Source organism: Streptomyces sp. NPDC101776 (assembly GCF_044766845.1).
GTDB lineage: Bacteria > Actinomycetota > Actinomycetes > Streptomycetales > Streptomycetaceae > Streptomyces.
This window is the reverse complement of the sequence record NZ_JBIWMV010000003.1, coordinates 424,515-448,670: the sequence shown is the minus strand read 5'-3', so window position 1 is coordinate 448,670 and position 24,156 is coordinate 424,515. Positions and strand designations below refer to the sequence as shown.

The window sequence follows — 24,156 nt, the reverse complement described above, 5'->3', positions numbered from 1 at the left end:
GATTGGATTACGGATGGCCATATTCCGGCCAAAGTAATCGCTTGCGTAACAGGCTGATCACTCCATGCACATGCGTGCATATGTCATCGACATGAACTGGGGGGTTCATAGATGATGATCAGCCTTGCGCAGGTGGTCGCGGCGATCGCGGTGGGGGCGATGCTGCCGGTCACGGCACTCCTGGCGGTCGAGGTGCACCGCCTGAGACAGGGGCGTCGGGGGGACAGCCGGGCCGATGAGCCGTCGGAGCCAGAACCTGCGGCGCGAGACGACCCGGATCCCGTCGAGGAGGTCGCCCGGCTGGCGTCAGCCCGCTTCGCCTTACTCGCCCAGGAGACGGATCGCGATTCCACCTCGGAGGTCGAGGTCAAGCGATCGAAAGCGCACTTGACGCTTGTGTCGCGCCCGCCGAGATCGGGGAGGAAACGTTCCCTCTCGGTCCCGGCGAGCGAGGCGTGCCGGCCTCTGGGGGACCGGCCAGACACCGTGGCGCGGACGCATCGCCCAGTCAGGCGCGACTGATGTCCTCGGCCGTGCGTCTCGGCGTGATCAGCAGCGTGTTGGGGTCGAGGCGGTGAGGATCGCCCTTGAGGATGACGATGTCCATCAGGAGCCGCGCGATCTCGCGGCGTTGACCGATGCTCTTGGCCTTCCACAGCTTGACGGCGGCCTCCACGGTGCCGGCGTCGAGGAAGGCGGCGAGGGGACTGTCCGAGACGGCCTCGGCAAGCTGGGTGCGGATCGTCGAGATCTGCCTGTCGCACTCCGCCTTCACGGTCTCCAGCATCGACAGGTCGATCGAGCGGCGGGCGTAGGCCAGACTCGCTTCGGTCTTCTGCTGCTGGAGGGCGGCGATCTCGTCGCGCAATGCGGCCACGTCGATGCCCGGACGCGGCGGTGCGATGAGCTCCGTCAGGTCCGGGCGCGACAGCCGCTCACAGGCGACCGCCGCCACGTACTCGTCGACCTCTTCGGCGAGTTGGTTGCCGCGGCCGCAGACGTCACACCGGTAGATCGCCCCCTTGGAGTTGTGTCGCACAGTGACGATGCCGTCTGCATCGCATTGCCCGCACGTCGCGCCGCGCGAATGCGATACCAGCCACTTCGGGGTGTTGCCCGGACTGGTGATCCGAGACGGGTCTTCCAGCAGCGTGATCAGCGCCTGCCTGGTTTCCTCCGGAAGAATCGCCGGCCACGCATTCCACTTGATGATGCCGCCCTGGTTCACGGAGTGTCCGGACACGCGAGGCGATGTGAGGATCTTCCGTATGGTGACGCTTCTCCAACCGGCGTGCGCTGCCGGCTTCCCCCGGTACTTGACGGTGCGCTGGCTGGACTCGCTCACGGTCGGCACGCCACGCTCCCGGATGCTTGCGAGCAGCTGGGTCACGTTGCCCTTCGTGGCGAGCAGCTCCCGTGCCCAGCGGCGGATCTCCTCCGCCTCGTCCTCGCGGTGCGCACCCACGTCGAGTACGGGCACGTCGACGTACTCGCGTTCGTCCAACGGTGCCTTGGGGTTGATGCACTTGCTACGGACACGGCCCGTGGGTGCGCCCCAGCCGAAGGGCCGGATGCCGCCGCCGTGGGCACCTGTGCGGGCCTGTCGCTTGCGGGCCAGGCTGATGCGTTCGCCCTTGTGGCCGGACTCCCGCGCCGCGGTGTTGATGTCGGCAATGAATTCGGCCCGGCCCGAGGCGCGGTTCAGGAGGTACTCGCCGCCCTTCTGGGCGGAGAACAAGCGCACCTTGTGCTTGCGGAACAGGTCGATGATCTGGAGGGCCTCGCCGACATCACGCGTCAGGCGGTCTGCATGCCAGACGATGACGCAGGCGATCCGGTCCAGGGCGGCGTCCGCCATGAGCCGCTGGAACTCAGGCCTGACCCGGCCGGTGAACGCGCTGAGAGAGTTGTCGATGTAGCTGGCGACGACCGGTCGCCCGATACCCTCGCCGAATTCTGTGTTCTCCTCGTGCTGGGATTCGACGCCCTCGGCGGCCCCACGGTCGTCGTCGCTGACCCGGGCGTAGTCGACGTCCAGGCGGTCGTCCAGCTCTGCTGTGGCTATCGGCATGCCTAGCAGTCTGCATGTCCCAACTTATCTATGGGAGTACCGAAGTGGAACGGCGTGCTGATGCCGACCCAGTCCGCGTCCCCGACCCCGCCGAAGTCCGTGAACCCGAACACCACGGCGGCCACGAGCCCCACGGCCATGCCGATCAGCACCGCGATCCGGCTGAGGAAGGCCGGCGCGAACCGCTGCACACCGAGGACGACCGCGAGGACGAACGCGGCGAGGGCGATGTTCTTCGGCTCACCGAAGTCCTTCGAACCCTGCCCGCCCGCCGCCCAGTTGCCCGCCGCGGGCAGCAGCGACAGACCGATGATCAGGATCACCGTGCCGGTGACCAGCGGCGGGAAGAAGCGCAGCAGCCTGCCGAAGACGGGAGCCAGCAGCGCGATGGCGAGCCCCGCGATGATCACGGACCCGTAGATCGCGGGCAGTCCGCCGCCCGTCGTGCCGATCAGCACCATCGGCGACACCGCGGCGAACGTACAGCCCTGCATGATCGGCAGCCGCACGCCGAACCGCCAGAAACCTATGCACTGGATGAGCGTGGCTATACCGCACACCAGCAGGTCCGCGGTGATCAGATACGCCAGATCCGCGGCCGACAGCTTCATCGCCCCGCCCACGATCAGCGGTACGGCCACCGCGCCCGCGTACATCGCGAGCACGTGCTGGAGCCCGAAGGCGGCCAGTTGCTGTACGGGTGGGACCTCGTCGACGGGATGCACGGGTGTGGTCGTGGCCATGGGCACTCCTGAGCGAAGGAGGGGGGAAGAGTTCGAACAGGACGAGACCGTAGGCGCCTTGAACAGTTTGTTGATGTCTGGGTTGTTGCCGCTGTGTGTCGTGCGGTGCTGTTATGTGTGCGCGCCACGTACAGCGGCCCGCAGAGCATCCCAGTCAGGGAGTTTGACCACACCGCCCCGCCCGAGAGAGGCCCCCAGTTCCGCCTCGGCCCGCTCGATGGCCTCCCATCCGGCCCACTCGACCGGCTCGATCCCCTCGGCGCGCAGCGCGGTGAGCGGGTCTTCGGGTGCTTCCTGTCGTACGAGCGCGGAGGCGTCCGCCAGCAGGGACGTCACCGTCTCCTTGGCGTCCGGGCGGTTGGTGCCGATGACGCCGGTCGGGCCCCGCTTGATCCAGCCGGCCACGTACTCGCCGGGTACGGTCCGCCCCTCGCGTAGGACACGGCCCGCGAGGTGCGGCACGGTGCCGTGCTCGGCGTCGAACGGCAGCCCGTCCAGCGGCACCCCGCGATAGCCCACCGAGCGCAGCACCAACTGCGCCTCGATCTCCTCGAATTGACCCGTGCCGACCACTCCGCCCTGTCCGTCCGGCGCGGTGCGTTCGAAGCGCACCGCGCCCACGCGCCCCGCGTCGGCGAGGAGTTCGACGGGACGGAGGAAGAAACGGAGGTGGATACGGCGGGGGGTGTCCCGGGGAGGGAGCGCGGCAAAGGTGCGCAGCGCCTCCACGTTGCGGCGCTGGGCGCCGGGCAGGGCGGCGAGGTCGAGACAGCCCGGGTCGAGCGCCAACTCGCCCGGATCCACGGTCACTTCGGTGTCGGGGAGGCCGCCCAGTTCGCGCAGTTCCTTGGTGGTGAAGCGGGCCTGCGAGGGGCCGCGCCGGCCGACCATGTGGACGTCCGTCACCCCGCTCGCGGCCAGCGCGGTGAGCGCCGCCTGCGGCATGTCGGTGCGGCTCAGCTCGGCGGCGCCGCGCGCCAGGATCCGGGTGACGTCCACCGCGACATTGCCCACGCCGATGACCACGGCCGCCCGCGCCCCGAGCACGAAACCGTCGGCCGTGGAGTCCGGGTGGGCGCTGTACCAGGACACGAACTCGGTCGCCGACCAACTGCCCGGCAGGTCCTCGCCGGGAATCCCCAGCCGACGGTCGGTGGCGGCGCCCACGCAGTACACGACCGCGTCGTAGAGCTCCCGCAGGCGGGTGGCCGACAGTCCGCCGGGTCCCACGAGCACTCCGCCGAGGAACCGCACCCGGTCGTGCTCCAGGACCGTCCGCAGATTGTTCTGGAGCGACTTGATCTTCTCGTGGTCCGGTGCCACGCCGTAGCGCACCAGACCGTACGGGCACGGCAGCCGGTCCAGGACGTCGACCAGTACCCCGGGCTCCAGTTGGACCAGACTCTGGGCGGTGTAGACCCCGCTCGGCCCGGAGCCGACGACGGCGACACGCAGCACGCGGAACTCCTCACCCGTCAGGCACGCAGGAGATCGCTGATTCGCCAGATCACTGACAGGTCCAGGATCGCACCACCCGCGCTCCGCTGACAGGGTGCCGAACGCACCCGTACGCGCCGGGGGCGTGCGTGTCCGTTCGTATGGAATGTGATGATGCGGTTACGTTGCGTATGTGCTAGAAGCATCCTTTGTTAATCTTTCCGATCGTTGCCCGGCGGACGGAGCGGTGTCCGTGTGGCCCGCGTGGGAGGTGCAGGAGCACGACGGTGCCACCTCCTGGTTCCACGTCCGGCTGGCCTTCACCGACGGCGCCCGGGTCGACGCCCTCGCCGTGGTGTCCGAGGGGCAGGTCTCCGTCGAGGACGTACGGGCCCAACCCGCCCTCTCTCTCGATGACTTGACGGTACTGGCCGACTGGATCGAGGGGCCGCTCTTCGAGGCCTGCGGGCTGGAGACGGGCGAGGCGGGGGAGGAGGCGGAGTCGGGCGGCGCGCGTCGGGCGCGGCCGGCCTGGCCGCGCGGCATCGAGGGGCGCTGGCTGATCGCCCAGGAGTACCGCGCCGCGCAGGAGGAGGGTGTCGATCCCGTCCTCGCGGTGATGTGCGCGACCGGACACAGTCGGCGCCGGTCTCTGCGGCTCATCTCACAGGCGCGGGACGCGGGTTACCTGACGCCTCGTCATGCCCGGCGCTGAGTACGGCTGTTACATGTCGGAGGGCTCGGCCGGGCGGTCGTCGGCCGGGCCCTCAGGTGTGAGTGCGGCTTTCGGAGGGGGAGTTGGTATGGGCGTGGACCTTTCGTCTGTCGCGAAGAACCGCGACAGGTCCGTGTCGGCCGTCCCGGCCGGTGCGCCGGACTCCGGCGGGATCCCCAACTCCCATTCGAGTCCGTACCGTTGGAACAACTCGGTGCGCAGCACCGGGATCGACATGGGGACCCCGGGCACGAGTGCCGCGTAGACCGCGCCCATGAGCAGGGCGCGCAGCATGGGGTAGTCGGAGGGGTTCCCCGATCCGTACCGCGCGATCGTCTCGCCGAGCAGCTCGGCCAGGCGCCGCTGCTCGGGGCACTGCACGAAGCCCTCGCCCTGGAGGAGTCCCGCCATGTGCTGGCGCATCAGCACGGGCCGGTCGTGGGCGAGGCCCAAGATCGCGTCGATGGCCCGCGCCATCCGCTCCCGCCCGTCGTCGGTCCGGGGCTCGCGCTCCAGGGCCTCCTCCAGCGTGCGGTGCATCAGACGGTGCACGGCGGACTGGACGAGCTGGCGTTTTCCGGGGAAGTAGTACGACACCAGACCGCGCGCCGAGCCTGCCCGGTCCGCGAGGTCGCCCAAGGTCGTGGCCTCGTAGCCACGCTCGCCCACCAGCTCGACGGCCGCTTGCAGCAGCCGCTCCCGGGAACGCCGTCGCAACTCTTCATTGACCGAGGCGCTTCGCGGGGACATGCTGTAACTCCTGCGTTGACTGGCTATCAGCCAACTATACTCAGGGCGTCCGGGTCTCCCGTCGAGGGGGCCTGGCTCATGCTGCCGTCCGTCTGGGGCGACGCGGGGGATCGTCTCAGGCGGGCGGCTCCTTTTCAGCCCAATGGTTTCCCTGGGCGACTTTTGACCCGATGCCCGGCACCGCCTTCTCGCACATCTGTCGCACGGCACGTGAACCGTCCCTAGAGTGGGCACGGATGTCGAGCCGAGGAGGCGCACGGGCATGGAGCAGGACCAGCAGATCTTCGCGCGGATCAACGAGATGGTCGACGACGAGCGCAAGCTCCGGGAGGCCCTCGCGTCCGGCACGATCGACAGCACCACCGAGCATCAGCGCCTCGGGCAACTGGAACGCGAACTCGACCAGTGCTGGGACCTGTTGCGCCAGCGCCGCGCCAAGGTGGAGTTCGGGGAGAACCCGGACGAGGCGCGGGTGCGGCCGGAGTCCGAGGTCGAGGGGTATCAGGGGTGAGGTGACGCGCGGTGGCGTGAGGTGACGGATTTCGTCACCGCTCACCCGTCACCCGACACCCGTCACCCGTCACCCGTCATCGCTCACCCCTCGCCGCGCGCGGCGAGCCTGGTGGCGATCTCCGTCCTGACCGTCTCCCGCAACTCGTCCGGCGTGAAGCCGAGGTCGCGCAGGATCCGCGCGGCCGGGCTCTCCTCGACGCGGATCAGGCCCAGCAGTGTGTGTTCCGTGCCGACCCAGTCGTGGCCGAGGTCGGCCGCCGCGCGGCGGGCCTGCTCGATGGCCTCCTTGCTCTCCGGCCGGAACGCGATGTGTCCCCGCAGCGCCTTCTCGCCGGCCGGCGGCAACGCTTCCTCGATCGCGTCACGGACGCGCTGCTCCGACTCCGTCTTCGCCACCAGCACCTCGTACGCCAGGCCCTTCGGTTCGCCGAGCAGGCCGAGCAGAAGGTGTTCGGTGCCGATGGAGTCGTGCTTGTGGGTGCGGGCGGCCTCCTGTGCGAGCACGATGCTGTGCCGGTTGAGGTTGGTGTACCGCTCGAACGGGCCGGGCGCGTGGCGTTGTTGGGCGGCCTGCTTGGACACTCCGATGGCGTCGCCGATCTCGGTCCAGGACGCGCCGACCTGCTTGGCCTTGCTGACGTAGTGGTCGATGAGCTGGTCGCCGAGGTCGGACAGGGTCTGGGCGCGCAGTCGGGCTTCGCTGATGCGGGCCAGTTCGTCGGTGTCGGGGAGTTCCTCGTCGAGGCGGGCGATCAGGTCGGCGAGGCTGATGTCGAGTGGGCTCATGCGTCAACTTTAAATTGACGATCCCTCATCGTCAATCTGTAATTGACGATTGTTTCCCGCGCCCGGCCAGTTCGAGCACCGGGCGCAGACTGTCCGGCCGCTCCGTCACGAGCCGGTGGTCCACGAAGTGCACCTCGCACCCGAGGGCCGTCGCCCCGCCGTCCGCCCGCCGGTCGTCACCGACCATCAGCACGTCCTTCGGGTCGACGCCGAGGGCCTCGCAGGCGACCGTGAACAGCCGTGGGTCCGGCTTCTGGACGCCGTGTTCGTACGACAGGACGTACGCGTCCACGTACGGATCGAGACCGTGCTCGCGGAACACCGGCCGCAGATCCCAGCCGATGTTGCTGACCACACCCACACTGACCCCGCGCTCGTGCAGGGTCCGCAACACGAACTCCGTGTCCGGGTACGGCGTCCACGCGGCCGGCGTCATGTGCCGGTCGTACAGCGCGTCGTGCAACGCCGGGTCGGGGAGCGGGACTTGGCGGGAGACGCCGGTGTACGCGGCCCGGTGCAGCGCGGAACTCTCGTCCCGGATCGCCCACACCTCGGCGAACTCCTCGGGCAACCGCTCCGGTTGCGGCCCGCCCGGCATCGCGCCCGCCGACTCCAGCGCTCGCGCGGCTTCGGCCAACTCCCTTTCGGGCAGTGCGATTTCGGCGTCCCGCAACACGGCGCGCAGCCAGGACTCGGTGGACTCGATGCGGAAGAGGGTTCCGGAGAAGTCGAAGAGGACGGCATCCATGCGGTGATCCTACGCAGCCACGTTCCACTCGCCGGGAAGATCGCTTCCGCAGAACACGCAGACGAAGTCGCCCTCGCGCACGATGCTGATCTCCCGGCACTGTTCACAGCGCCGGAACACCACGGCGTGCGTGAAGCCGGCGGGACGGCCGACGCCGGCCAGGTCGAGGGCGTGTGCCACCGCGTCCCAGGAGTCGAGGTGCGGGCAGTAGCCGGTGGACTGGTTGCTGACCTCGATGACGGCCCAGGCCCCTCCCGCACGCCCGAATCCCATCTCGCCCGCGCCCAGCACATCGGCGCCCCCGGCACACGCCACGTGCTCACTCCGACGCGGTGCCAGGCGCAGGAGTCCGTCCAGTCCGACGACGAAAGTGAAGGGCTCGGCAAGCTCGGCCTTCTCTCGTCCGGTCAGCCAGGTGTTCAAGTCCTCGGCCGACCGCACGACCCGGCCCTCTGTACCCGGCCGAGCGGCGGTCAGCAGCTCCGCCGGTCCGACATACGGATGACGCCGCCCGGCCGCGCTCACACCCGCCACCGTTCGTACGCCCCGACGGCCACCGTCACCACGAACGCTCCCAGGACCCACCCGCCCACCACATCGGACGGCCAGTGCACGCCCAGCCACACACGGGTGAGCCCCACACCCGTCACGGAGATCACGGCCAGGGACATGGTCGTACGCCACACAGCGCGTCCGGCGCCGTAGTCGTGCAGCAGCCACAGCAGCAGGCCGCAGACGACCGTGGCGGTCATGGCGTGTCCCGAGGGGAAGGCGGCGTAGTGGGCCGAGTCGACAGGGTCGGGCCAGACCGGGCGGGGACGGCCGACCAGCGCCTTCAGGCCCTGTTGCAGGAGTGTGCCGAGCGCACATGTGGCCGCCAGCCATAGGGCCGTCCACCAGGCAGAGCGCCGCCAGACCAGCCACACCATGGTGACCGCACACACAAGGCGCAGGGTGAGTGGGTCCCAGACCCAGTCCGTCAGGATGCGGCACGCGCGCGTGATCCCGTGGTCCTCGACCGCCCACCGGTGCGTGGCCCGGGCGATCCGTTCGTCGAGGTCGATCAGCGGGCGCCACTCGATCGCGACCAGGGTGAGCAGCAGCGCGGAGCACAGGGCGAGGGCGCTGCCGGTCTGCCGGAGCGTCGGGCGGGGCGGGTGGTGCGGGTAGGACATGGAACGATCCTCGCCGACTCGCGGGGTGCGGAGCCAACCGCTGCTCTCCCGCGACCTCTGCTCAGCCGAGCGCCCGCAGCCCCGGTACGAACGCCACCAGCACCGGCACCACCGGCACCAGCGCCGCCGTCGCGGTGAACCCCAGGCGGCGCGTCGTCGAGAGCCGGTCCGGGGGGGTGAGCAACCTGTTCACCCGCTGCGGGACATGGGCGTGCGGAGTGGGGCACGGCCCGAACACCCCACGGTCCTCGTTGAGTTCGACCAGTGCGAGCGCGGTCGTCAGACGGCCGAAGCGCCGGGAGGCCATGTCGTCGGCGGCGAGTTCGACCAGCCGGTGCATCTCGTCCCGGAACGCGTCGAACACCGGTACCTGCGGGAACCCGTTCGCGAGCGCGCCCGAGCAGTGCAGCAGCCAGTCGTGCCGGGCCTGTGCGTGCCCCTGTTCGTGCGCGAGCAGCGAGTCGAGCTGCCGCCCCTTGAGGCGCCTCAACGCGGCTGTGGTGATGACGAGTTGGGGCGCGGTACCGGACATCCACCAGGCGTCCGGCCGTTCCGCCTCCAGGATGACCAGCGGCTCGGCACCGGGCTCCTCGCCGGGCAACACCGGTGCGCGCACGAGGAGTTCGGCCCTGCGCAGTCGGCGTCGCGACCGGGCCCGTACGACTTCCCGGACCAGCATCGCCGCGGTCCACGCCCCGCCGCACGCGAGGGCCACCGCGGTGGTGGCGGCCCAAGGCCCGTTCGCCACAAGGGGATAGGCGTCCATGACCCCGTGCGGAGCACTGGCGAACACATGGCCGCGCACCGCCTGCCACGCGGCGGCGGCGCTGAGCGTCATCGACAGGGCACAGCACAGGAGGACGGCCGCGACCACGCACTGCCACACCCACAGCGCGAGCACCGGCTCATGGTCCGGCCAGCCGGCCCGGGCGAGCAGCCGTGGGGCGACAACGGCGGCCAAGGCGCCGAGCAGCAACAGTGCCGCGGGGACCATCATGGGAGCACCCTATGAGCGGCGCGGTGATCAGGGGTACGGCTTGTTACGGCAAAGTGACGCAGACCACGATTTCGTACAGCCCCGCCCCGGCTCGCCTCCTCGGTACATCAGAGCGTCAGCAACATCGCGACCATGCCGATCCCCATCGACAGCCGGCACGCGCGCGCCAACTCCGGCCGGTCGCCCCAGCCGACGCTCCCGCTGCCACCGGCCGTGCCGGTCGCGGGCATCAGCCGGATGCCCGACAGCAGCACGTATCCGGCGAAGTAGAGGAGCAACGCGCCGGTCAGGAGCGGGATTCCGGAGTCGCCGTGCTCGTGGTGGTGCCCGGGCGAGGCGGCCATCGCGAGCGCCATGTAGACCATGGCCGCGGTGCCCAGCAGATGGTGCACATGGTGCGGACTCCTGCGCGCCGACCACAGGGCGCGCAGTGCCGCCGCCCCGAACACCGCCGCGTAGACGGGCCACGCCCAGGCCGGAGGGGTGAACACCGCGGCGGGTACGGCCATCGCGGCCATGCCGAAGCCCATCAGCGCCTCGCCCCCCGCCGCCCGGCGCTGTTCCTCGACGGGGCTGCGCATCCGTAGCAGGCAGTAGGCCCCGGTCGCCGCGCACAACGCGACCAGGAGCCAGCCGGGCGAAGCCGGTCCGTGCACGCGTATCCCCGTTCCGCCGCTGGACATCGCTCTCCGTGGACGTTCGGTCACAGGATGCCCGTGCCGCGCGGGGCGCAACCGAGCGCAACGGTGTACACGGGGAGCACTCGGCGGAGCGTGGCAGGTCAGCGGCATGGCGGCGGCATACCGCAGGTTTCCTGGTAAATATTTCACGAGTAAAACACCTGCTAATCTTATGTCCATGAGCAGTGCGACCCCCGCCCCCACCACCCCGCGCGTCCGACGCCTCCAGCTCGTCGGCGTGCTGCGCCTGGGCCGGCCCTCGGACATCTGGTTCAAGCCCGCGCTCAGCGTGGTCGCCTCGGTCGCCCCGCCCAACCTGACCCTGCTGGCCCTCGGCCGCCTCGACCTGGCGATGTACACGATGGCCGGCTCCTTGTGCGCCCTCTACGCCCACAACAAGCCCTACGCCGCCCGGGCCCGCGCCCTGTTCGGGGTGGTCCTCGGGATGATCGCCGGTCTCGCCGTCGCACTGGTGACCGCCTCCCTCGCCACGAACGCCATCGTGCTGGTCACGGTCGGCGCCGCCCTGGCCGCCGTACAGAAGGGCCTGTGCGACGCGACCCGGATCGGCCCGCCCGGCAACGTGGTCCTCACCTTCATCAGCTCGGCCTCGCTCTTCGCGCCGCAGACGCTCGGCCAGGTACCCGCGCACCTCGCCCTGGCCGCCGTCGCGGGCTCGTGGGCATGGCTCGTCGGCATGGCCCCCGCACTCGTCCGGCCCCACGGCCCCGAACGCCGGGCCGTCGCCCAGGCCCTGAACGCGACGGCGACGTACGCCGCCACCCACGGCACCGGCGACGGCCACGCACGCGCGCGTGCCACCGCAGCGGCCGCCGTCCACGCCGCCTGGCAGACCCTTCTCGCCACCGGCGTTCGCACCGAATCCCGCCGCGCCCTCGAACGCCTCGTCGTCCGCGCCGAGGTCGCGCTCGCCGCGCCCGCCGACGCCGACCCGGAGCGGCTGCGCGCGTGGGCCCGCGAACTGCGCGGCAGGGGGCCGGTCCCGCAGACCGACAACCCGGCCGGTGCCGTGGCCGAGCTCCTCGGTGTGGACGCCGAACTCGCCGCCCCCGCAAGCCCGTTGTGGACCAGGATCGGCCCGCTCACCCCCCTCGTGCTGCGTACGGCGCTCGGCTGTGCGCTGGCCGGATACGCCTCCCTCGCGCTCGGTGTCGGCCGCCCCTACTGGGCGCTCGTCACCGCCGCGTCCCTCTACCAGGCCAACATCACGCTCACCTGGGGGCGGGGCGTGCAGCGGGTCGTCGGGAATCTCGCCGGGGTGCTCGTCTTCGCCGCGCTGGTCCCGCTCGCCCATGCCCACCCGGCGGCCCTCGTGCTGTGCTGTCTCGCGCTCAACTTCGGTGCCGAGGCGCTGATCGGGCGCAACTACTGGCTCGGCAGCGTCTGTGTGACCCCGATGGCGCTGCTGATCACGGAGTTCGCCCGGGCGCAGCAGCCCGGTGAGCTGATCACCGAGCGGGTCGTCGACACGTTGGTCGGAGCCTCGGTGGGCCTGCTCGCCGCCGCCGTCGTCACCAACCGGCGAGCGACCGACCGTATCGAGGAGGCGCTGACCGCGGTCGAACGGGCCCGCGCGCGGGCCGCACGACTGCTCGCGGAGCCGACCCCCGCGCGCGGGACCCTGGAATCCGCGCACCGCGCGCTCGCCGCCGCACTGGTCGAACTGCGTGGCACCGTCGACGCCGCGTCCGGCGAGTGGTGGCAGCGCGCCCTGCCGCAGGAGCGGGTCGTGCTCGCCGAACAGTCGGGACACCGTACGCTCGCCGCGACGGTACGACGCCGGGAGTCGCACTCCTGGCCGACCGAGGATCGGCGCACGGGCAGGAAGACGGAGGGCGTACGGGGATGACGGCAACCAATGGACGGCCGGTGGACGGCGCGGCCAGCCCCACCGCACCGAGCGCGGCCCGGCACGACACGGTCGCCGCCGTCGTCGGGCAGTGGCAGGCCGTGCACCCCGACCTCGACACCGGCCCGATGGAGATCATCGGCCGGATCAACCGGTGCGCCGCCCTGCTCCAGCAGGCCGAGGACGCGCCGCTGCGCCGGGCCGGGCTCAGCCGCCCCGAGTTCGACCTGCTCGGCGCGCTCCGTCGCACCGGGCGCGAACTGACGCCGAGCGAGCTGACCCGGGAGACCTTCTCCTCGGGCGCCGCCGTCACCAAGCGCCTCAAGCTGCTGACCGAACGCGGCCTGGTCGAGCGCCGCGGCGACACCCGGGACCGCCGCGTCGCCCATGTCCGCCTGACGGACGCGGGCCGTGATCTCGTGGACTCCGTCCTGCCCGAGCAACTCGCCTACGAGACCTCCGTGCTCGCCGGTCTTGACACCCCCGGACAGGGCGAACTGGCTTCCCTGCTCGGCGAGTTGCTGGTCCAACTGGAAGGCCGGCTGGGCATGCTCCGCGTCTGAGGCGCCGTGGGCCGTCGTGCGCGGCACGGACACGCCGTTGACGTGAGTCGCGTGATCTCCCTACGTTCGACCCGGTCAGTTCGGGAAGTCGACTGGCGTACGAAATGTCGAACAAGGGATTGATGCCGTGGCAGCCGAAGCCTCCGCCGCTCCTCTTCCGGGGAACCTCACCGTCGACCTCGGCACCGACACGGGCCCCTTCCACGGAGGCGCGAGCGGCACGCTCTACGGCCTCTACGGCGACGGCGTCCCCAGCCGCAACGCCGTGGAGGGCATGTACGTCCGCACGGTCTCCACCAAGGCCCAGGACGGCGTCCAGCACCCGGGCGCCGACGCCCTGGAGATCCTGCGCCCCTTCGTCGAGGCGGGCGGCCAGGACGTCTACGTCTACATGACCGACATCTACCGCGGCTTCCCCTACGAATGGCCCGGTGCCACCGGAGCCGAGCGCCTCGCCGACTTCACGGCAAGCGTCCACCGGCAGGTCGACCAGGTGCTGACGTTCGGCGCGTACCGGTCCCATGTCGTGTACGTCCCGTTCAACGAGCCCGAGGGCAACATGTACGGCACGGAGGAGTGGAGCCATGACGGGACCTCCTGGCGCACCGACCCGACCCACTACTTCGCAGCCTGGCGGGACCTCTACCGCCTCATCAAGGAACTCGACCCGGGCGCGCGCATCGCCGGCCCCAACACCTGCGAGCTGTACGACGAGGTCAAGGACTTCCTTGAGTTCGCCAAGGCCGAGGACGTCCTGCCCGACGTCATCACCTGGCACGAGCTGTCCTCGCCGGACGAGATCCGCACGAACGTCGCCAAGTACCGTGCGCTGGAGCGCGAGTTGGGCATCGGTCCGCTGCCCGTCAACATCAACGAGTACGCGCACAACTACCACTTGTCCGTCCCGGGCCAGATGATCCAGTGGATCGCGGCGATCGAGGAGTCCAAGGTCGACGCCGACATGGCGTACTGGAACATCGACGGCAACCTCAACGACTCGGTCGTGGAGGCCAACAAGGGCAACGGCCAGTGGTGGCTGTTCAACGCCTACGGGCAGTTCACGGGCCACACCGTCCAGGTCACCGCGCCCCACCCCAACGTCCAGTACACGCTCCAGGGCGTCGCCGCGCTCGACCCGGCCAAGCGGCAGGCGCGGCTGCTGCTCGGCGGCGCGGGCGGTTCGGCGGACGTCGTCTTCGCGCACGTCGACCCCGAGGTCTTCGGTACGACCGTCCACACGCGGCTCCTGGAGATCCCCTGGACGGGCCAAGTCGGCGCGTCTGCCCAGCCGTTGAGGCTGGCTGATCACGAACTCCCCGTCGTGGACGGCAAAGTGACGCTGCGTCTGACGGACCTGGAAGAGATGTCGGCCTACCAGGTGACCCTGTCCCCGGGCGGCAACGGTGCCGTGGCGCTGCCTCCCTCGGTCGGCTGGCGGCGCTCGTACCAGGCGGAGGCCGCGGCCTACATCGGCGACGGCCACTCCCTGAACGGGCCCGAGGGATCCCCGTCCGACGTCGACAAGTTCGCCGGTTCGACCGGCTATCACGTGGGCGGACTCCGTACCGGTTCCGACGGTGTGATCGTCTTCTCCGTGGAGGTTCCGCAGGACGGGACGTACGACGTGAGTGTCTTCGCCAACTCGTACAACCTGGCCGACGCGGTGCGCGAGCAGGGACCCACGAATGTCTTCCTCCGCGTGGACGGCGGGCAGCCGCGGGAACTCAGGCTGCCGCTCGGCTACAAGTGGGCGGTCTGGGGCCACACCGACACCCGGGTCGAGCTGACCGCCGGGCCGCACACGATCACCCTCGCCGCCCAGGACCCCGACCTCGGTGTCACGCGGGGCGACGCGGTCGTCGACCGGCTCGACCTCGCCCTGCGCGACGACCAGGTGACCGCGACCGCGCTGTACGACGCCGAGTTCGCGGCCCTGGGCGGCGGCGCACGCGTCGACTACGGGCAGCCCGGAGCCTCCGGTCCCGGTGTCGTCGTACTGCCACGGGGTGGCACCGCCACCTTCTGGGTGCACGCGGCGCAGGACGGGGAGGCGACCGTGACCGTCGACCGGATCGGCCCCGGGGAGGGCGAGTTGACGGTCAACGGCGAGAACGTGGGGATTGTTGAACGATCCTCTCTTGCCGTGTTTCTCGCATCAGGAATCAACAAGATCACCGTCACCGGCACCTCGGACCGCCTCGTCCTGGACCGCCTCCAGGCAGGCCCGTCACGCGGCCTTCTCCCCACCTCGACGCACCCCGCCGAGGAAGGCATCACGACCGGCAGCGCCCGGGTCACCGGCGCCCACACCTTCGCCACGGGCGGCAAGGCGGTCGACGGCATCGGCGCCGGCCCCGCGAACGCGCTCACCCTCACGGTGACGGCGGCGCGGGCCGGTCGTCACGCGCTCACGATCCGCTACTCCAACGGCGAGCAGGCACCCGCGACCCACTACAACCCGGACCCGGTCTGCCGCCACGCGGACATCGCGGTCAACGGGGCCGCCCCGCAACGCGTGTTGTTCCCCACGACCTTCCACTTCAACAACTTCCACGACCTCACCGTCCCGGTCACCCTCGACCAGGGCACCAACACCCTCACCTTCACCGCGGACGAACTCCCGGACCACGACGGCCAGTCGAGGAACCAGTTCGGTCAACGCTCCGCGTACGCACCGGTGGTCGACCGCGTGACGGTGACACCGCTGGCGTGAAAGAGCGGCGGTGGGGAGGGCTCGGCTCAGCCCTCCTCGCCCGCCGCGTACACCCCGAACACCGCTCCCTGCGGATCCCGCAGCACCGCGATCCGCCGTACGTCGGCGATGGACGTGGGCTCCATGAGGACCGTGCCGCCCGCCTCCGTCACCACGGCGGCGGTCGCGTCGACGTCGGTCACGGCGAAGTACGGCAGCCAGTGCGGGGTCACCTCCGGCGGGAACTTCGCGTCCATCGTCATCATGCCGCCGAAGTCGGCGCCGTCGACGCCCCATTGCGGGTAGTGCTCCGAGGGGCGGACGGTCCAGCCGAACACCGTCGTGTAGAAGCTCTCCGCCCGCTCGGGCGCCCGCGTCAGCAGCTCCACCCAGCCCAGCGCGCCGGGCGCGTTGAACAGCCCGGCGCCCGGGAAGGTCCGCGCCTGCCACATCTGGAACGCGGCGCCGCCCGGGTCCAGGGCGACCGCGAAGCGCCCGATGTCGAACACGTCGACCGGTTCCATCAGCAGGGTCCCGCCGGCCCCGCGCACCTTCTCCGCGGTCGCGTCGGAGTCCGCCACGGCGAACGACACGTTCCACGCCACCGGCTGCGACTCCTGGAACAGCGGAGTCAGCGCCGCGACCGCCGCGTCCCCGACGTGCGCGACCGTGTAGCCGCCCGCCTCCGGCCGGGGATCGGTCTCCGGGCGCCAGCCGAACACGGCCGAGTAGAAGCGCTTGGCCGCCTCCAGATCACTGGTCCCGAGCTCGGTCCAGCAGGGCCCACCGGTCACCGGCCTGTCGAGCTTCATGACGTTCCTTCCGCAGAAAGCTCCCCTCCCAGCACGCTAAGCCCGGGCCGCGACCCCGGCCATCCGGCAAGGAAGGGCGCCCTGCCCGCCGTAGACCTAGTTCCCCGGCCGGTACCGCAGCGGATGGTCCGCCGGTACCTCCACGAGCACGATCCTTGTCCTGTCCGGGTCCGCGAGCCACATCTCGACCAGTCCCCAGGGCTCCTTCAGCGGTGGTCGGACGATCTCGGCCCCCTTGGCGCGCAGTTCGTCGTGTGCGGCGCTCGCGTCCGGGACCTGCAACCAGAGCTGTACGGCGGGGGAGGGCGGGGTGGCGGAGCGGCCGGAGACCTCCAGGAAGCCGCCGCCGAGGAAGTAGACGGTGCCGCGTTCCGGACCTGTGCCGAACTCCCGGTAGACGGGGAGCCCCAACTGGTCGCCGTAGAAGGCGCGGGAGCGGTCGGGATCGGTGGGGTGGAGGAGGATACGGCTGCTCAGTACGTGCACCATGCGGCCGGAGCCTAGTCGTCGGGGCCGGGTTACCCTCGTCTCTGCCTGAGCCGCGCCCTGATCGGAGTTGTGCACCATGGACACCGCCGCCACCGGACTGACCTTCCGCGACGCCACCGACGCCGATGCGGACGCCCTCGTCGTGCTGATCGAGTCGGCCTACCGGGGGGATTCCAGCCGGGCGGGTTGGACCACCGAGGCGGACATCCTCGAAGGGCAGCGGACCGATCCCGAGGGTGTGCTGGCGGTCATCAAGTCGCCCGACAGCCGACTGCTGGTCGTCGAACGCGAGGGTCAGGTCGTCGCGTGCTGCCAGCTCGAACACCGGGGCGACCACGCCTACTTCGGGATGTTCGCGGTGAGTCCGCAGCTCCAGGGCGGCGGCCTCGGCAAGGTCATCATCGCGGAGGCGGAGCGCGCGGCCCGGGAGACCTGGGGAGTGGCGGAGATGCACATGACCGTGATCTCCGTACGGAACGACCTCATCGCCTGGTACGAGCGCCGCGGCTATCGCCGTACGGGCCGGATGACTCCGTTCCCGTACGGCGACGAGCGGTTCGGTGTTCCGCAGCGCGACGACCTGCAGTTCGAGCTGCTGGTCAAGGAACTCGCGTAGTCCTCACGCGGTGAAGCGGCCCGTGCGTTTGATCTCCGGGTAGTCGGTGGTCGCGCCGTCCAGGCCCAGGGCGCGGACGAGCCGTAGCTGGTCCTGGGTGTTCACCACCCAGCCGATGATCCTCAAGTCCGCCTTGCGGGCTGCCTCTACGACCTCCAGGGTCAGCCGGCGGATGTTGAGGCAGACCGTCTCGGCACCGGCCTCGGTGGCGCGCTCCACCACGTCGGGGCCGAAGCGGCTGGCGATCAGCGCGGTGCGGACACCGGGCACCAGACGGGCGATCTCGGCGATCGCCTCGTCGTGGAACGAGGACACCTCGACCCGCTCGACGAGGTTCCGCCGGTGCATGACCTCGGCCAGCGCCCGCGCCGCCGCCAGGTCCTTGATCTCGGCCTGGATCGGCGACCTGACGGCGTCCAGCACCTCTTCGAAGACGGGCACGCGCTCGCCGCGGCCCGCGTCCAGGGTCCGCAGCTCGTCGAGGGTCCGCTCGGCGATCGGACCGGTCCCGTCGGTCGTACGGTCCACGTCGGCGTCGTGCATGACGACGAGGGCGCCGTCACTGCTCAGATGCAGATCGAGTTCGATGACATCGAGGCCGGCCTGCTCGGCGGCGACGAAGGAGCGGAGCGTGTTCTCGGGTTCGAGACCCATGACTCCGCGGTGACCGATGGTGAGGAAGTTCAAGGTTCGACTCGCTTCCGTCGACGGCGGCTCGGCACACGCGCGCGTGGCGCGGCCGGACATCGGCGTCCACGCGGCAGAGCCGCAGCCTAATGGCCGGGCCCGGCGTTGTACCCGCGCGTACACGGCGGATTCGGGGTGCGCTTCGCGCCTACGGCGTGACGCCGTCACCCGGCCGTGGGCGAGTCCCGCGGGCGTTGACCGAAACCGGCCCTCTGGAGAGGGGGCTCGCCCGCCTACCCCGCCACAGCGGAAGTAATCGCCGACTCTGTGTCCGGCAGGAAAAATAGCGGTGACGGTCGAGAGGCGCAGGATAAATTGCGGAGGCTCCCCTTGCTGGGAGAAACCATGAACGCATACGCTGTCCATACGCGAGGTTCTCCTGTGGAGGGTGGGACATGACGGAAATTCTTGTGCGGGTGGGTGCCGAGGAGCGGCTTGCTCCCGTGACCAGGGTGGTCGAGCATCCGGCATGGCCCGTGCTCAAGGATGCCGTGGAGCGGATCCGGCCATGGCAGTCCAAGGACGGGTCGATCGACTTCGCGGCCGAGGGTGCCCCGGACCGCGCGGACGCCGAGTACGCGGTGCGCCGGGTGACGGGCGCCGTCGAGGACCTCTCCCCGCTGCTCCCGCACGATGCGGCCTACCACGCCGCGCTGGTCAGGGATCTGACGCGATGGGCCGACGACGGCTTCCAGGTGCCCGACTTCCTCGACTCGCTGCTGGCCTTCCAGCCCGCCGCGAACCGCCGGGACGGACTCCAGCACCTGGTGGTCTTCCCGATGTACACGCAGAACGGCAACCCGGACCGCAATGTCGAGGCGGTCGTCCTGCGCATGGTCTGGCCCGACTGGCTGGCCGAGCTGGAGGCGACCCGCTACGACAACCCGCTGTTCTGCGGGATCACCTTCGAGGACTTCACGTCCGGCTACGACACCAACTCGGCCGTGCTCTTCCCGGAGACCATCGCCGTACGCCAGGCGCCGGAACGATTCTCCTGGGGCGGCATCTTCTGTGACCGCGAGGCCGCCCGCTTCCGCCGGGTGACCGAGGCCGCCGTGGACATCCTGGGCATGGAACTGCCCGAGGACATCGCCACGATGGTCGACGACCAGAAGCGCTGCGAGGAGGCCTTCGTCCTGTGGGACATGGTCCACGACCGCACCCACAGCCACGGCGACCTGCCCTTCGACCCGTTCATGATCAAGCAGCGCCAGCCGTTCTGGATGTACGGCCTCGAAGAGCTGCGCTGCGACCTCACCGCCTTCAAGGAGGCCGTGAAGCTGGAGGCCGACGGCGTCCCGCAGGCCCGTGACGTGCAGTACGCCGTCCTCTGCGACCGCATGTTCCGCTTCCCGGTCACGGGTGAGCGCGTCCGCAACTACGACGGACTCGGCGGCCAGCTCCTCTTCGCCTACCTGCACAAGCACGACGTCGTCCGCTGGACCGACAACAAGCTGCACATCGACTGGCAGCGCGCCCCCGAGGTCACCAACCGGCTGTGCGCCGAGATCGAGGACCTCTACCGCGCGGGCATCGACCGCCCCAAGCTCGTCCACTGGTTCAAGGCCTACGAACTGGTCGCCGGCTACCTCGCCCCGCACCCGGGCTCCAAGTGGGCCAAGGGCCCCGACGCCCTGGACCTGACCCAGCCGCCGCGGAAACTCGTGGATGACGTGCTTCCGGACGAGTTTCCGCTGAGCATGTTCTATGAGGCACTCTCCAAGAAGCTCAAGAACGTGATCGCCTCGACCAAGGGCATCCGCGTGGAGAGCGCCGAGCAGGTCGCCGCGTGAGCGACCGCACGACAGAAGTGGCTCAGGAGGCGAGGACCATGGGGAACGGGGCGCTCAACGGCGCGGTGATCGCGGTGGCCGGAGCGGGCGGGCCCGCGGGCCACGCGGTGCTGCTGCGGCTGGCCGAGGCGGGCGCGACCGTCATCGGCGCGGACGCGCATCCCGAGCGCCTGGCTAAGGCCGTGGACGCGGCCCGCTACGCGCACGGCGGCGCCACCGTCGTCGGTGACACGGTCGATCTGCTCGACCCGCAGGCCACCCGCGACTGGGCCGAGCACATCGAGAAGGACTTCGGCCGCGTCGACGGCCTCGTCCACCTCGTCGGCGGCTGGCGCGGCGGCGCCACCTTCACCGACACCGACCTCGCCGACTGGGACCTCCTGGAGAAGCTGCTCATCCGCACCGTCCAGCACACCTCCCTGGCCTTCTACGACGGCCTGGAGCGCAGCGACCGCGGTCGCTACCTGCTGATCAGCGCGGCCGGTGCCAGCAAGCCCACCGCGGGCAACGCGGCGTACTCCGCGTCGAAGGCCGCCGCCGAGGCCTGGACCCTCGCGATGGCCGACGGCTACCGCAAGGCCGGCGGGGAGGACGGCCCCACCTCCGCGGCGGCCGTCATGGTGGTGAAGGCGCTGGTGCACGACGCGATGCGTGCCGAGCGCCCGAACGCGAAGTTCGCGGGCTTCACCGACGTCAAGGACCTCGCCGAGGCCATCGCGGGCGTCTGGGACAAGCCCGCCACCGAAGTGAACGGAAACCGTCTGTGGCTGACCGAGAAGCCGTGAACCCTCCGAAGGCTCCCTTTACGCAGGCCCGTCGCCACCACGACCCGGAGACCCGCGGCTTCGCCAGCGACAACTACGCCGGCGCCCACCCGGAGGTGCTCGCCGCCCTGGCCCTCGCCAACGGCGGCCACCAGGTCGCATACGGGGAGGACGACTACACGGACCACCTCCAGGGCGTCATCCGCGGCCACTTCGGGGCTACGGCCGAGGCCTTCCCGGTCTTCAACGGCACCGGCGCCAACGTCGTCGCCCTCCAGGCGGTCACCGACCGCTGGGGCGCGGTGATCTGCGCCGAGAGCGCCCACATCAACGTCGACGAGGGCGGCGCACCCGAGCGCATGGGCGGCCTCAAACTCCTCACCGTGCCCACCCCGGACGGCAAGCTCACGCCCGAACTGATCGACCGGCAGGCCTACGGCTGGGACGACGAGCACCGCGCGATGCCGCAGGTCGTCTCGATCACCCAGAGCACCGAACTCGGCACTCTGTACACGCCCGACGAGATCCGCGCGATCTGCGACCACGCCCACGCGCGGGGCATGAAGGTCCACCTCGACGGCTCCCGGATAGCCAACGCGGCCGCCTCCCTGGATGTCCCGATGCGGACGTTCACCAACGCGGTCGGCGTCGACATCCTCTCCCTGGGCGGGACGAAGAACGGCGCGATCTTCGGCGAGGCGGTCGTGGTCATCAACCAGGACGCCGTCAGCCACATGAAGCACCTGCGCAAGCTGTCCATGCAGCTCGCCTCCAAGATGCGCTTTGTTTCAGTGCAGTTGGAGGCGCTGCTCGCCAAGGACCTGTGGCTGCGCAACGCCCGCCACGCGAACGAGATGGCCCAGCGCCTCGCCGAGGGCGTGCGCGCGGTGCACGGCGTGGAGATCCTCTACCCGGTGCAGGCCAACGGCGTCTTCGCCCGCCTCCCGCACGACGTGAGCGCGCGCCTTCAGCAGCGCTTCCGCTTCTACTTCTGGGACGAGGCCGCGGGCGACGTCCGCTGGATGTGCGGCTTCGACACGACCGAGGACGACGTGGACGCGTTCGTGGCGGCGCTCAAGGAGGAGATGGCCCGCTAGCCGGCTCCGTCGCAACAGTGCATAGGTATGCGGTCATCCGAAAAGTCATTGACTCTCGGGTGATCGCTTTCCTATGCTCTCCAGGCATGGAGCTGATCCAGAACACCCCTGAGCTGTCCGCCTACTTGGCCGCCGACGAGGTCATCGACCATGACCACCCCCTCGTGCGGGAGACGGCCGCGCGTCTCGCCAAGGGCGCCGCGGACTCGTATGGGTATGCGCGGCTGGCCTTCGAGTTCGTGCGGGACGAGATCTCGCACTCGCAGGACTCCGGTGATCCGCGCGTGGCGTGGCGGGCCTCCGACGTCCTGGAGCAGGGCACCGGCATCTGCTACGCCAAGGCGCACGCGCTGGCCGCGCTGCTGCGGGCCGAGGACATCCCCACGGCGTTCTGCTACCAGAAGTTCGACGTGCTGCACGGGTTGGTCGCCGTGCGGTTCAACGGGGCCTGGCACCGGCAGGATCCGCGCGGCAACAAGCCGGGTGTGGACGCGCAGTTCTCCCTCGACGGCGAGCGGCTGGCCTTCGTACCCGATCCAGAGTTCAATGAGCTGGACTACCCGGTCCTGTACGCTGAACCGCATTCGGTCGTGCTGGGCGCCCTCAAGGCCGCCCCCGACCGCCCGCACCTCTGGAAGACGCTCCCGACCGCACTCTGAGGCAGACCATGACCCTCACCCTGACCGTGTCCGACGAAGTCCGCGCCCTCGCCCCCGGGTTCACCCATGTCGCGATCGAGGCCCACGGACTGGTCAACGGGCCCAGCACCGAAGCGAGTTCGGCGCTCCTCGACGACGCGGCACGCCGTCTCGCCGTACGACTGGACGGGCGTGCCCCGCACGAGGACCCGCACATGGTGGCCTGGCGCGAGGTGTACACGGCGTTCGGTTCGAAGCCGTCGCGGACCCGCAACTCGGCGGAGGCGCTGGCCAAGAGGGCGCTCTCGGATGTTGGGCTGCCCCGGATCAATGTGCTGGTCGACCTCTACAACGCCGTCAGCGTCGCCCACTTGATCCCCGTGGGCGGTGAGGACACCGACCGCATCCAGGGCGGGATGGTCCTCGAACGGGCCGTGGGGGACGAGGAGTTCGTCACCGTGGCGGGCGGCGAGGAGGTCGTCGAACACCCCGACGCGGGCGAGGTGGTGTGGCGGGACGCGGTGGGTGTCACCTGCCGCCGCTGGAACTGGCGGCAGGGGCCGCGGACCAGGCTCACGGAGCAAACGACCTCCGCCGTCTTCCTGCTGGAGAGTCTGGCGCCGATGGCGGTGGCCGACGTAGCGGCGCCGGTGCCGAACTCGCCGAGCTCATCGAGAAGTTCAGCCCCGGGGCGCGGATCACCGTCCACGCCCCGGCGTGACGATTCAGCGGGCCTCGGCGGCCTTGACCTCTTCGGCGGTCGGGGCCGTGCCGCCGAGATGGGCCGGCATCCACCATGTGTCGTCCGGACCCTTGGGTCGTACCGGATAGGCGCGTTGGGCGGCTTCCAGCAGCTCCTGGACGCGCTCGCGCAGACGGCGGGTGATCGCTCCCGCGTACTGGTCCTGCGGGGCCTCCACCGGCTCGCCGACCCGGATGGTGATCGGGGTGTGGCTGCGCTTGAAGTTCTTCGGGTGCCCCTTGGTCCACAGGCGCTGGGTGCCCCACAGAGCCATCGGGATCAGCGGGACACCGGCCTCCTGGGCCATGCGCGCCGCACCGGACTTGAAGCTCTTCAGGGTGAACGACTGCGAGATCGTCGCCTCGGGGAAGACGCCGACGATCTCGCCGGACCGCAGCGAGTCCAGCGCGTGCTGGTAGGCCGTCTCGCCCTGCTTGCGGTCCACCGGGATGTGCTTCATGCCGCGCATCAGCGGACCCGAGATCTTGTGCCGGAACACCGACTCCTTGGCCATGAAGCGCACGAGGCGCTTCTGGGGCAGGGCGGCCAGGCCGTCGAAGATGAAGTCCAGGTAGCTGATGTGGTTGCTCACCAGCACGGCGCCGCCCGAGCGCGGAATGTTCTCCGTTCCCTTGCAGTCGATCTTGAGGTCCCAGGCCTTGAACAACGTTTGGGCGAGACCGACGACGGGGCGGTAGACAAGCTCAGCCATGGACGGGGTGGACCCTTCTCTCTGCCTGAAGGGGTTCTTCGGGCGGGAAAGTTACGCAGCCGTAGG

23 protein-coding genes and 3 pseudogenes are annotated in these 24,156 nt (G+C 70.2%); 11 read left to right on the top strand and 15 right to left on the bottom strand.

The window, feature by feature from the left end; all coding sequences use genetic code 11:
* Positions 1–508 precede the first annotated feature (508 nt).
* The 4 genes and pseudogenes from ACIRRY_RS13570 to ACIRRY_RS13555 all read right to left on the bottom strand — a co-directional run bounded on the left by ACIRRY_RS13570 (position 509) and on the right by ACIRRY_RS13555 (position 4,272).
* Complete coding sequence (locus ACIRRY_RS13570; RefSeq protein ID WP_403972271.1) at positions 509–1,465, bottom strand: recombinase family protein; 957 nt, start codon at positions 1,463–1,465, stop codon at positions 509–511.
* 180 nt (positions 1,466–1,645) lie between these two features.
* Positions 1,646–1,969, bottom strand: a pseudogene (locus ACIRRY_RS13565) (recombinase family protein); the annotation flags it as partial.
* A gap of 131 nt (positions 1,970–2,100) precedes the next feature.
* A pseudogene (locus tag ACIRRY_RS13560) lies at positions 2,101–2,814 on the bottom strand (solute carrier family 23 protein); the annotation flags it as partial.
* Positions 2,815–2,925: 111 nt separating this feature from the next.
* The gene (locus ACIRRY_RS13555) at positions 2,926–4,272 is read right to left on the bottom strand and encodes an FAD-dependent oxidoreductase (protein WP_403971662.1); all 1,347 of its coding nucleotides are present in this window, start codon (positions 4,270–4,272) and stop codon (positions 2,926–2,928) included.
* 226 nt (positions 4,273–4,498) lie between these two features.
* Between ACIRRY_RS13555 and ACIRRY_RS13550 the strand changes: the two genes are divergently transcribed.
* Complete coding sequence (locus ACIRRY_RS13550; RefSeq protein WP_403971660.1) at positions 4,499–4,966, top strand: DUF6214 family protein; 468 nt, start codon at positions 4,499–4,501, stop codon at positions 4,964–4,966.
* 9 nt (positions 4,967–4,975) lie between these two features.
* On the opposite strand, the gene ACIRRY_RS13545 is transcribed toward ACIRRY_RS13550, so the two are convergent.
* The gene (locus ACIRRY_RS13545; protein WP_403971658.1) at positions 4,976–5,716 is read right to left on the bottom strand and encodes a TetR/AcrR family transcriptional regulator; all 741 of its coding nucleotides are present in this window, start codon (positions 5,714–5,716) and stop codon (positions 4,976–4,978) included.
* Between the two features lie 262 nt (positions 5,717–5,978).
* Between ACIRRY_RS13545 and ACIRRY_RS13540 the strand changes: the two genes are divergently transcribed.
* On the top strand, positions 5,979–6,227 hold the full coding sequence (locus tag ACIRRY_RS13540) for a DUF2630 family protein (RefSeq protein WP_043668925.1): 249 nt from the start codon (positions 5,979–5,981) through the stop codon (positions 6,225–6,227).
* An 83-nt stretch (positions 6,228–6,310) separates the two neighbouring features.
* Here ACIRRY_RS13540 and ACIRRY_RS13535 read toward each other — a convergent pair whose 3' ends face one another.
* The 6 genes from ACIRRY_RS13535 to ACIRRY_RS13510 all read right to left on the bottom strand — a co-directional run bounded on the left by ACIRRY_RS13535 (position 6,311) and on the right by ACIRRY_RS13510 (position 10,591).
* Entirely contained in the window at positions 6,311–7,015 is a 705-nt protein-coding gene (locus tag ACIRRY_RS13535) for a Clp protease N-terminal domain-containing protein (RefSeq protein WP_403971656.1), read from the bottom strand.
* Between the two features lie 31 nt (positions 7,016–7,046).
* A complete protein-coding gene (locus ACIRRY_RS13530) occupies positions 7,047–7,763 on the bottom strand; it encodes an HAD family hydrolase (protein WP_403971654.1) in 717 nt (238 codons plus the stop codon).
* A gap of 9 nt (positions 7,764–7,772) precedes the next feature.
* Entirely contained in the window at positions 7,773–8,288 is a 516-nt protein-coding gene (locus tag ACIRRY_RS13525) for a hypothetical protein (RefSeq protein ID WP_403971652.1), read from the bottom strand.
* Entirely contained in the window at positions 8,285–8,938 is a 654-nt protein-coding gene (locus tag ACIRRY_RS13520; RefSeq protein ID WP_403971650.1) for a phosphatase PAP2 family protein, read from the bottom strand. The genes ACIRRY_RS13525 and ACIRRY_RS13520 overlap by 4 nt, the downstream gene beginning before the upstream one ends.
* A gap of 61 nt (positions 8,939–8,999) precedes the next feature.
* On the bottom strand, positions 9,000–9,935 hold the full coding sequence (locus ACIRRY_RS13515; RefSeq protein WP_403971648.1) for a M56 family metallopeptidase: 936 nt from the start codon (positions 9,933–9,935) through the stop codon (positions 9,000–9,002).
* A 107-nt stretch (positions 9,936–10,042) separates the two neighbouring features.
* Positions 10,043–10,591, bottom strand: a complete 549-nt coding sequence (locus tag ACIRRY_RS13510) for a DUF5134 domain-containing protein (RefSeq protein ID WP_403972269.1) — start codon at positions 10,589–10,591, stop codon at positions 10,043–10,045.
* 202 nt (positions 10,592–10,793) lie between these two features.
* Between ACIRRY_RS13510 and ACIRRY_RS13505 the strand changes: the two genes are divergently transcribed.
* The 3 genes from ACIRRY_RS13505 to ACIRRY_RS13495 all read left to right on the top strand — a co-directional run bounded on the left by ACIRRY_RS13505 (position 10,794) and on the right by ACIRRY_RS13495 (position 15,761).
* The gene (locus ACIRRY_RS13505) at positions 10,794–12,485 is read left to right on the top strand and encodes an FUSC family protein (RefSeq protein ID WP_403971646.1); all 1,692 of its coding nucleotides are present in this window, start codon (positions 10,794–10,796) and stop codon (positions 12,483–12,485) included.
* A complete protein-coding gene (locus tag ACIRRY_RS13500) occupies positions 12,482–13,048 on the top strand; it encodes a MarR family winged helix-turn-helix transcriptional regulator (protein WP_403971644.1) in 567 nt (188 codons plus the stop codon). Before ACIRRY_RS13505 ends, ACIRRY_RS13500 begins: the two co-directional genes overlap by 4 nt.
* A 127-nt stretch (positions 13,049–13,175) precedes the next feature.
* On the top strand, positions 13,176–15,761 hold the full coding sequence (locus ACIRRY_RS13495) for a cellulosome protein (protein ID WP_403971642.1): 2,586 nt from the start codon (positions 13,176–13,178) through the stop codon (positions 15,759–15,761).
* 26 nt (positions 15,762–15,787) lie between these two features.
* Here ACIRRY_RS13495 and ACIRRY_RS13490 read toward each other — a convergent pair whose 3' ends face one another.
* Positions 15,788–16,552 carry a VOC family protein gene (locus ACIRRY_RS13490; RefSeq protein WP_403971640.1) on the bottom strand — a complete coding sequence of 255 codons (765 nt, stop codon included), beginning with the start codon at positions 16,550–16,552 and terminating at the stop codon, positions 15,788–15,790.
* A gap of 96 nt (positions 16,553–16,648) precedes the next feature.
* Positions 16,649–17,041: a VOC family protein gene (locus tag ACIRRY_RS13485; RefSeq protein WP_403971638.1), complete on the bottom strand. Its 393-nt coding sequence runs from the start codon at positions 17,039–17,041 to the stop codon at positions 16,649–16,651.
* A 76-nt stretch (positions 17,042–17,117) separates the two neighbouring features.
* Between ACIRRY_RS13485 and ACIRRY_RS13480 the strand changes: the two genes are divergently transcribed.
* A complete protein-coding gene (locus ACIRRY_RS13480; RefSeq protein WP_403971636.1) occupies positions 17,118–17,657 on the top strand; it encodes a GNAT family N-acetyltransferase in 540 nt (179 codons plus the stop codon).
* 3 nt (positions 17,658–17,660) lie between these two features.
* Here ACIRRY_RS13480 and ACIRRY_RS13475 read toward each other — a convergent pair whose 3' ends face one another.
* The gene (locus tag ACIRRY_RS13475; RefSeq protein ID WP_403971634.1) at positions 17,661–18,344 is read right to left on the bottom strand and encodes a glycerophosphodiester phosphodiesterase; all 684 of its coding nucleotides are present in this window, start codon (positions 18,342–18,344) and stop codon (positions 17,661–17,663) included.
* Between the two features lie 395 nt (positions 18,345–18,739).
* On the opposite strand from ACIRRY_RS13475, the gene ACIRRY_RS13470 reads away from it, so the two are divergent.
* The 5 genes and pseudogenes from ACIRRY_RS13470 (at position 18,740) to ACIRRY_RS13450 (ending at position 23,357) form a co-directional block, all read left to right on the top strand.
* The gene (locus ACIRRY_RS13470) at positions 18,740–20,137 is read left to right on the top strand and encodes a DUF6421 family protein (protein ID WP_403971632.1); all 1,398 of its coding nucleotides are present in this window, start codon (positions 18,740–18,742) and stop codon (positions 20,135–20,137) included.
* A gap of 38 nt (positions 20,138–20,175) precedes the next feature.
* Positions 20,176–20,922 carry an SDR family NAD(P)-dependent oxidoreductase gene (locus ACIRRY_RS13465; protein ID WP_403971630.1) on the top strand — a complete coding sequence of 249 codons (747 nt, stop codon included), beginning with the start codon at positions 20,176–20,178 and terminating at the stop codon, positions 20,920–20,922.
* Complete coding sequence (locus tag ACIRRY_RS13460) at positions 20,919–21,998, top strand: threonine aldolase family protein (RefSeq protein WP_403971628.1); 1,080 nt, start codon at positions 20,919–20,921, stop codon at positions 21,996–21,998. Before ACIRRY_RS13465 ends, ACIRRY_RS13460 begins: the two co-directional genes overlap by 4 nt.
* Before the next feature lie 86 nt (positions 21,999–22,084).
* Positions 22,085–22,657: a transglutaminase domain-containing protein gene (locus ACIRRY_RS13455; protein WP_403971626.1), complete on the top strand. Its 573-nt coding sequence runs from the start codon at positions 22,085–22,087 to the stop codon at positions 22,655–22,657.
* Positions 22,658–22,665: 8 nt separating this feature from the next.
* A pseudogene (locus ACIRRY_RS13450) lies at positions 22,666–23,357 on the top strand (B3/4 domain-containing protein).
* 4 nt (positions 23,358–23,361) lie between these two features.
* Here ACIRRY_RS13450 and ACIRRY_RS13445 read toward each other — a convergent pair.
* A complete protein-coding gene (locus ACIRRY_RS13445; RefSeq protein WP_403971624.1) occupies positions 23,362–24,090 on the bottom strand; it encodes a lysophospholipid acyltransferase family protein in 729 nt (242 codons plus the stop codon).
* Positions 24,091–24,156: the final 66 nt, after the last annotated feature.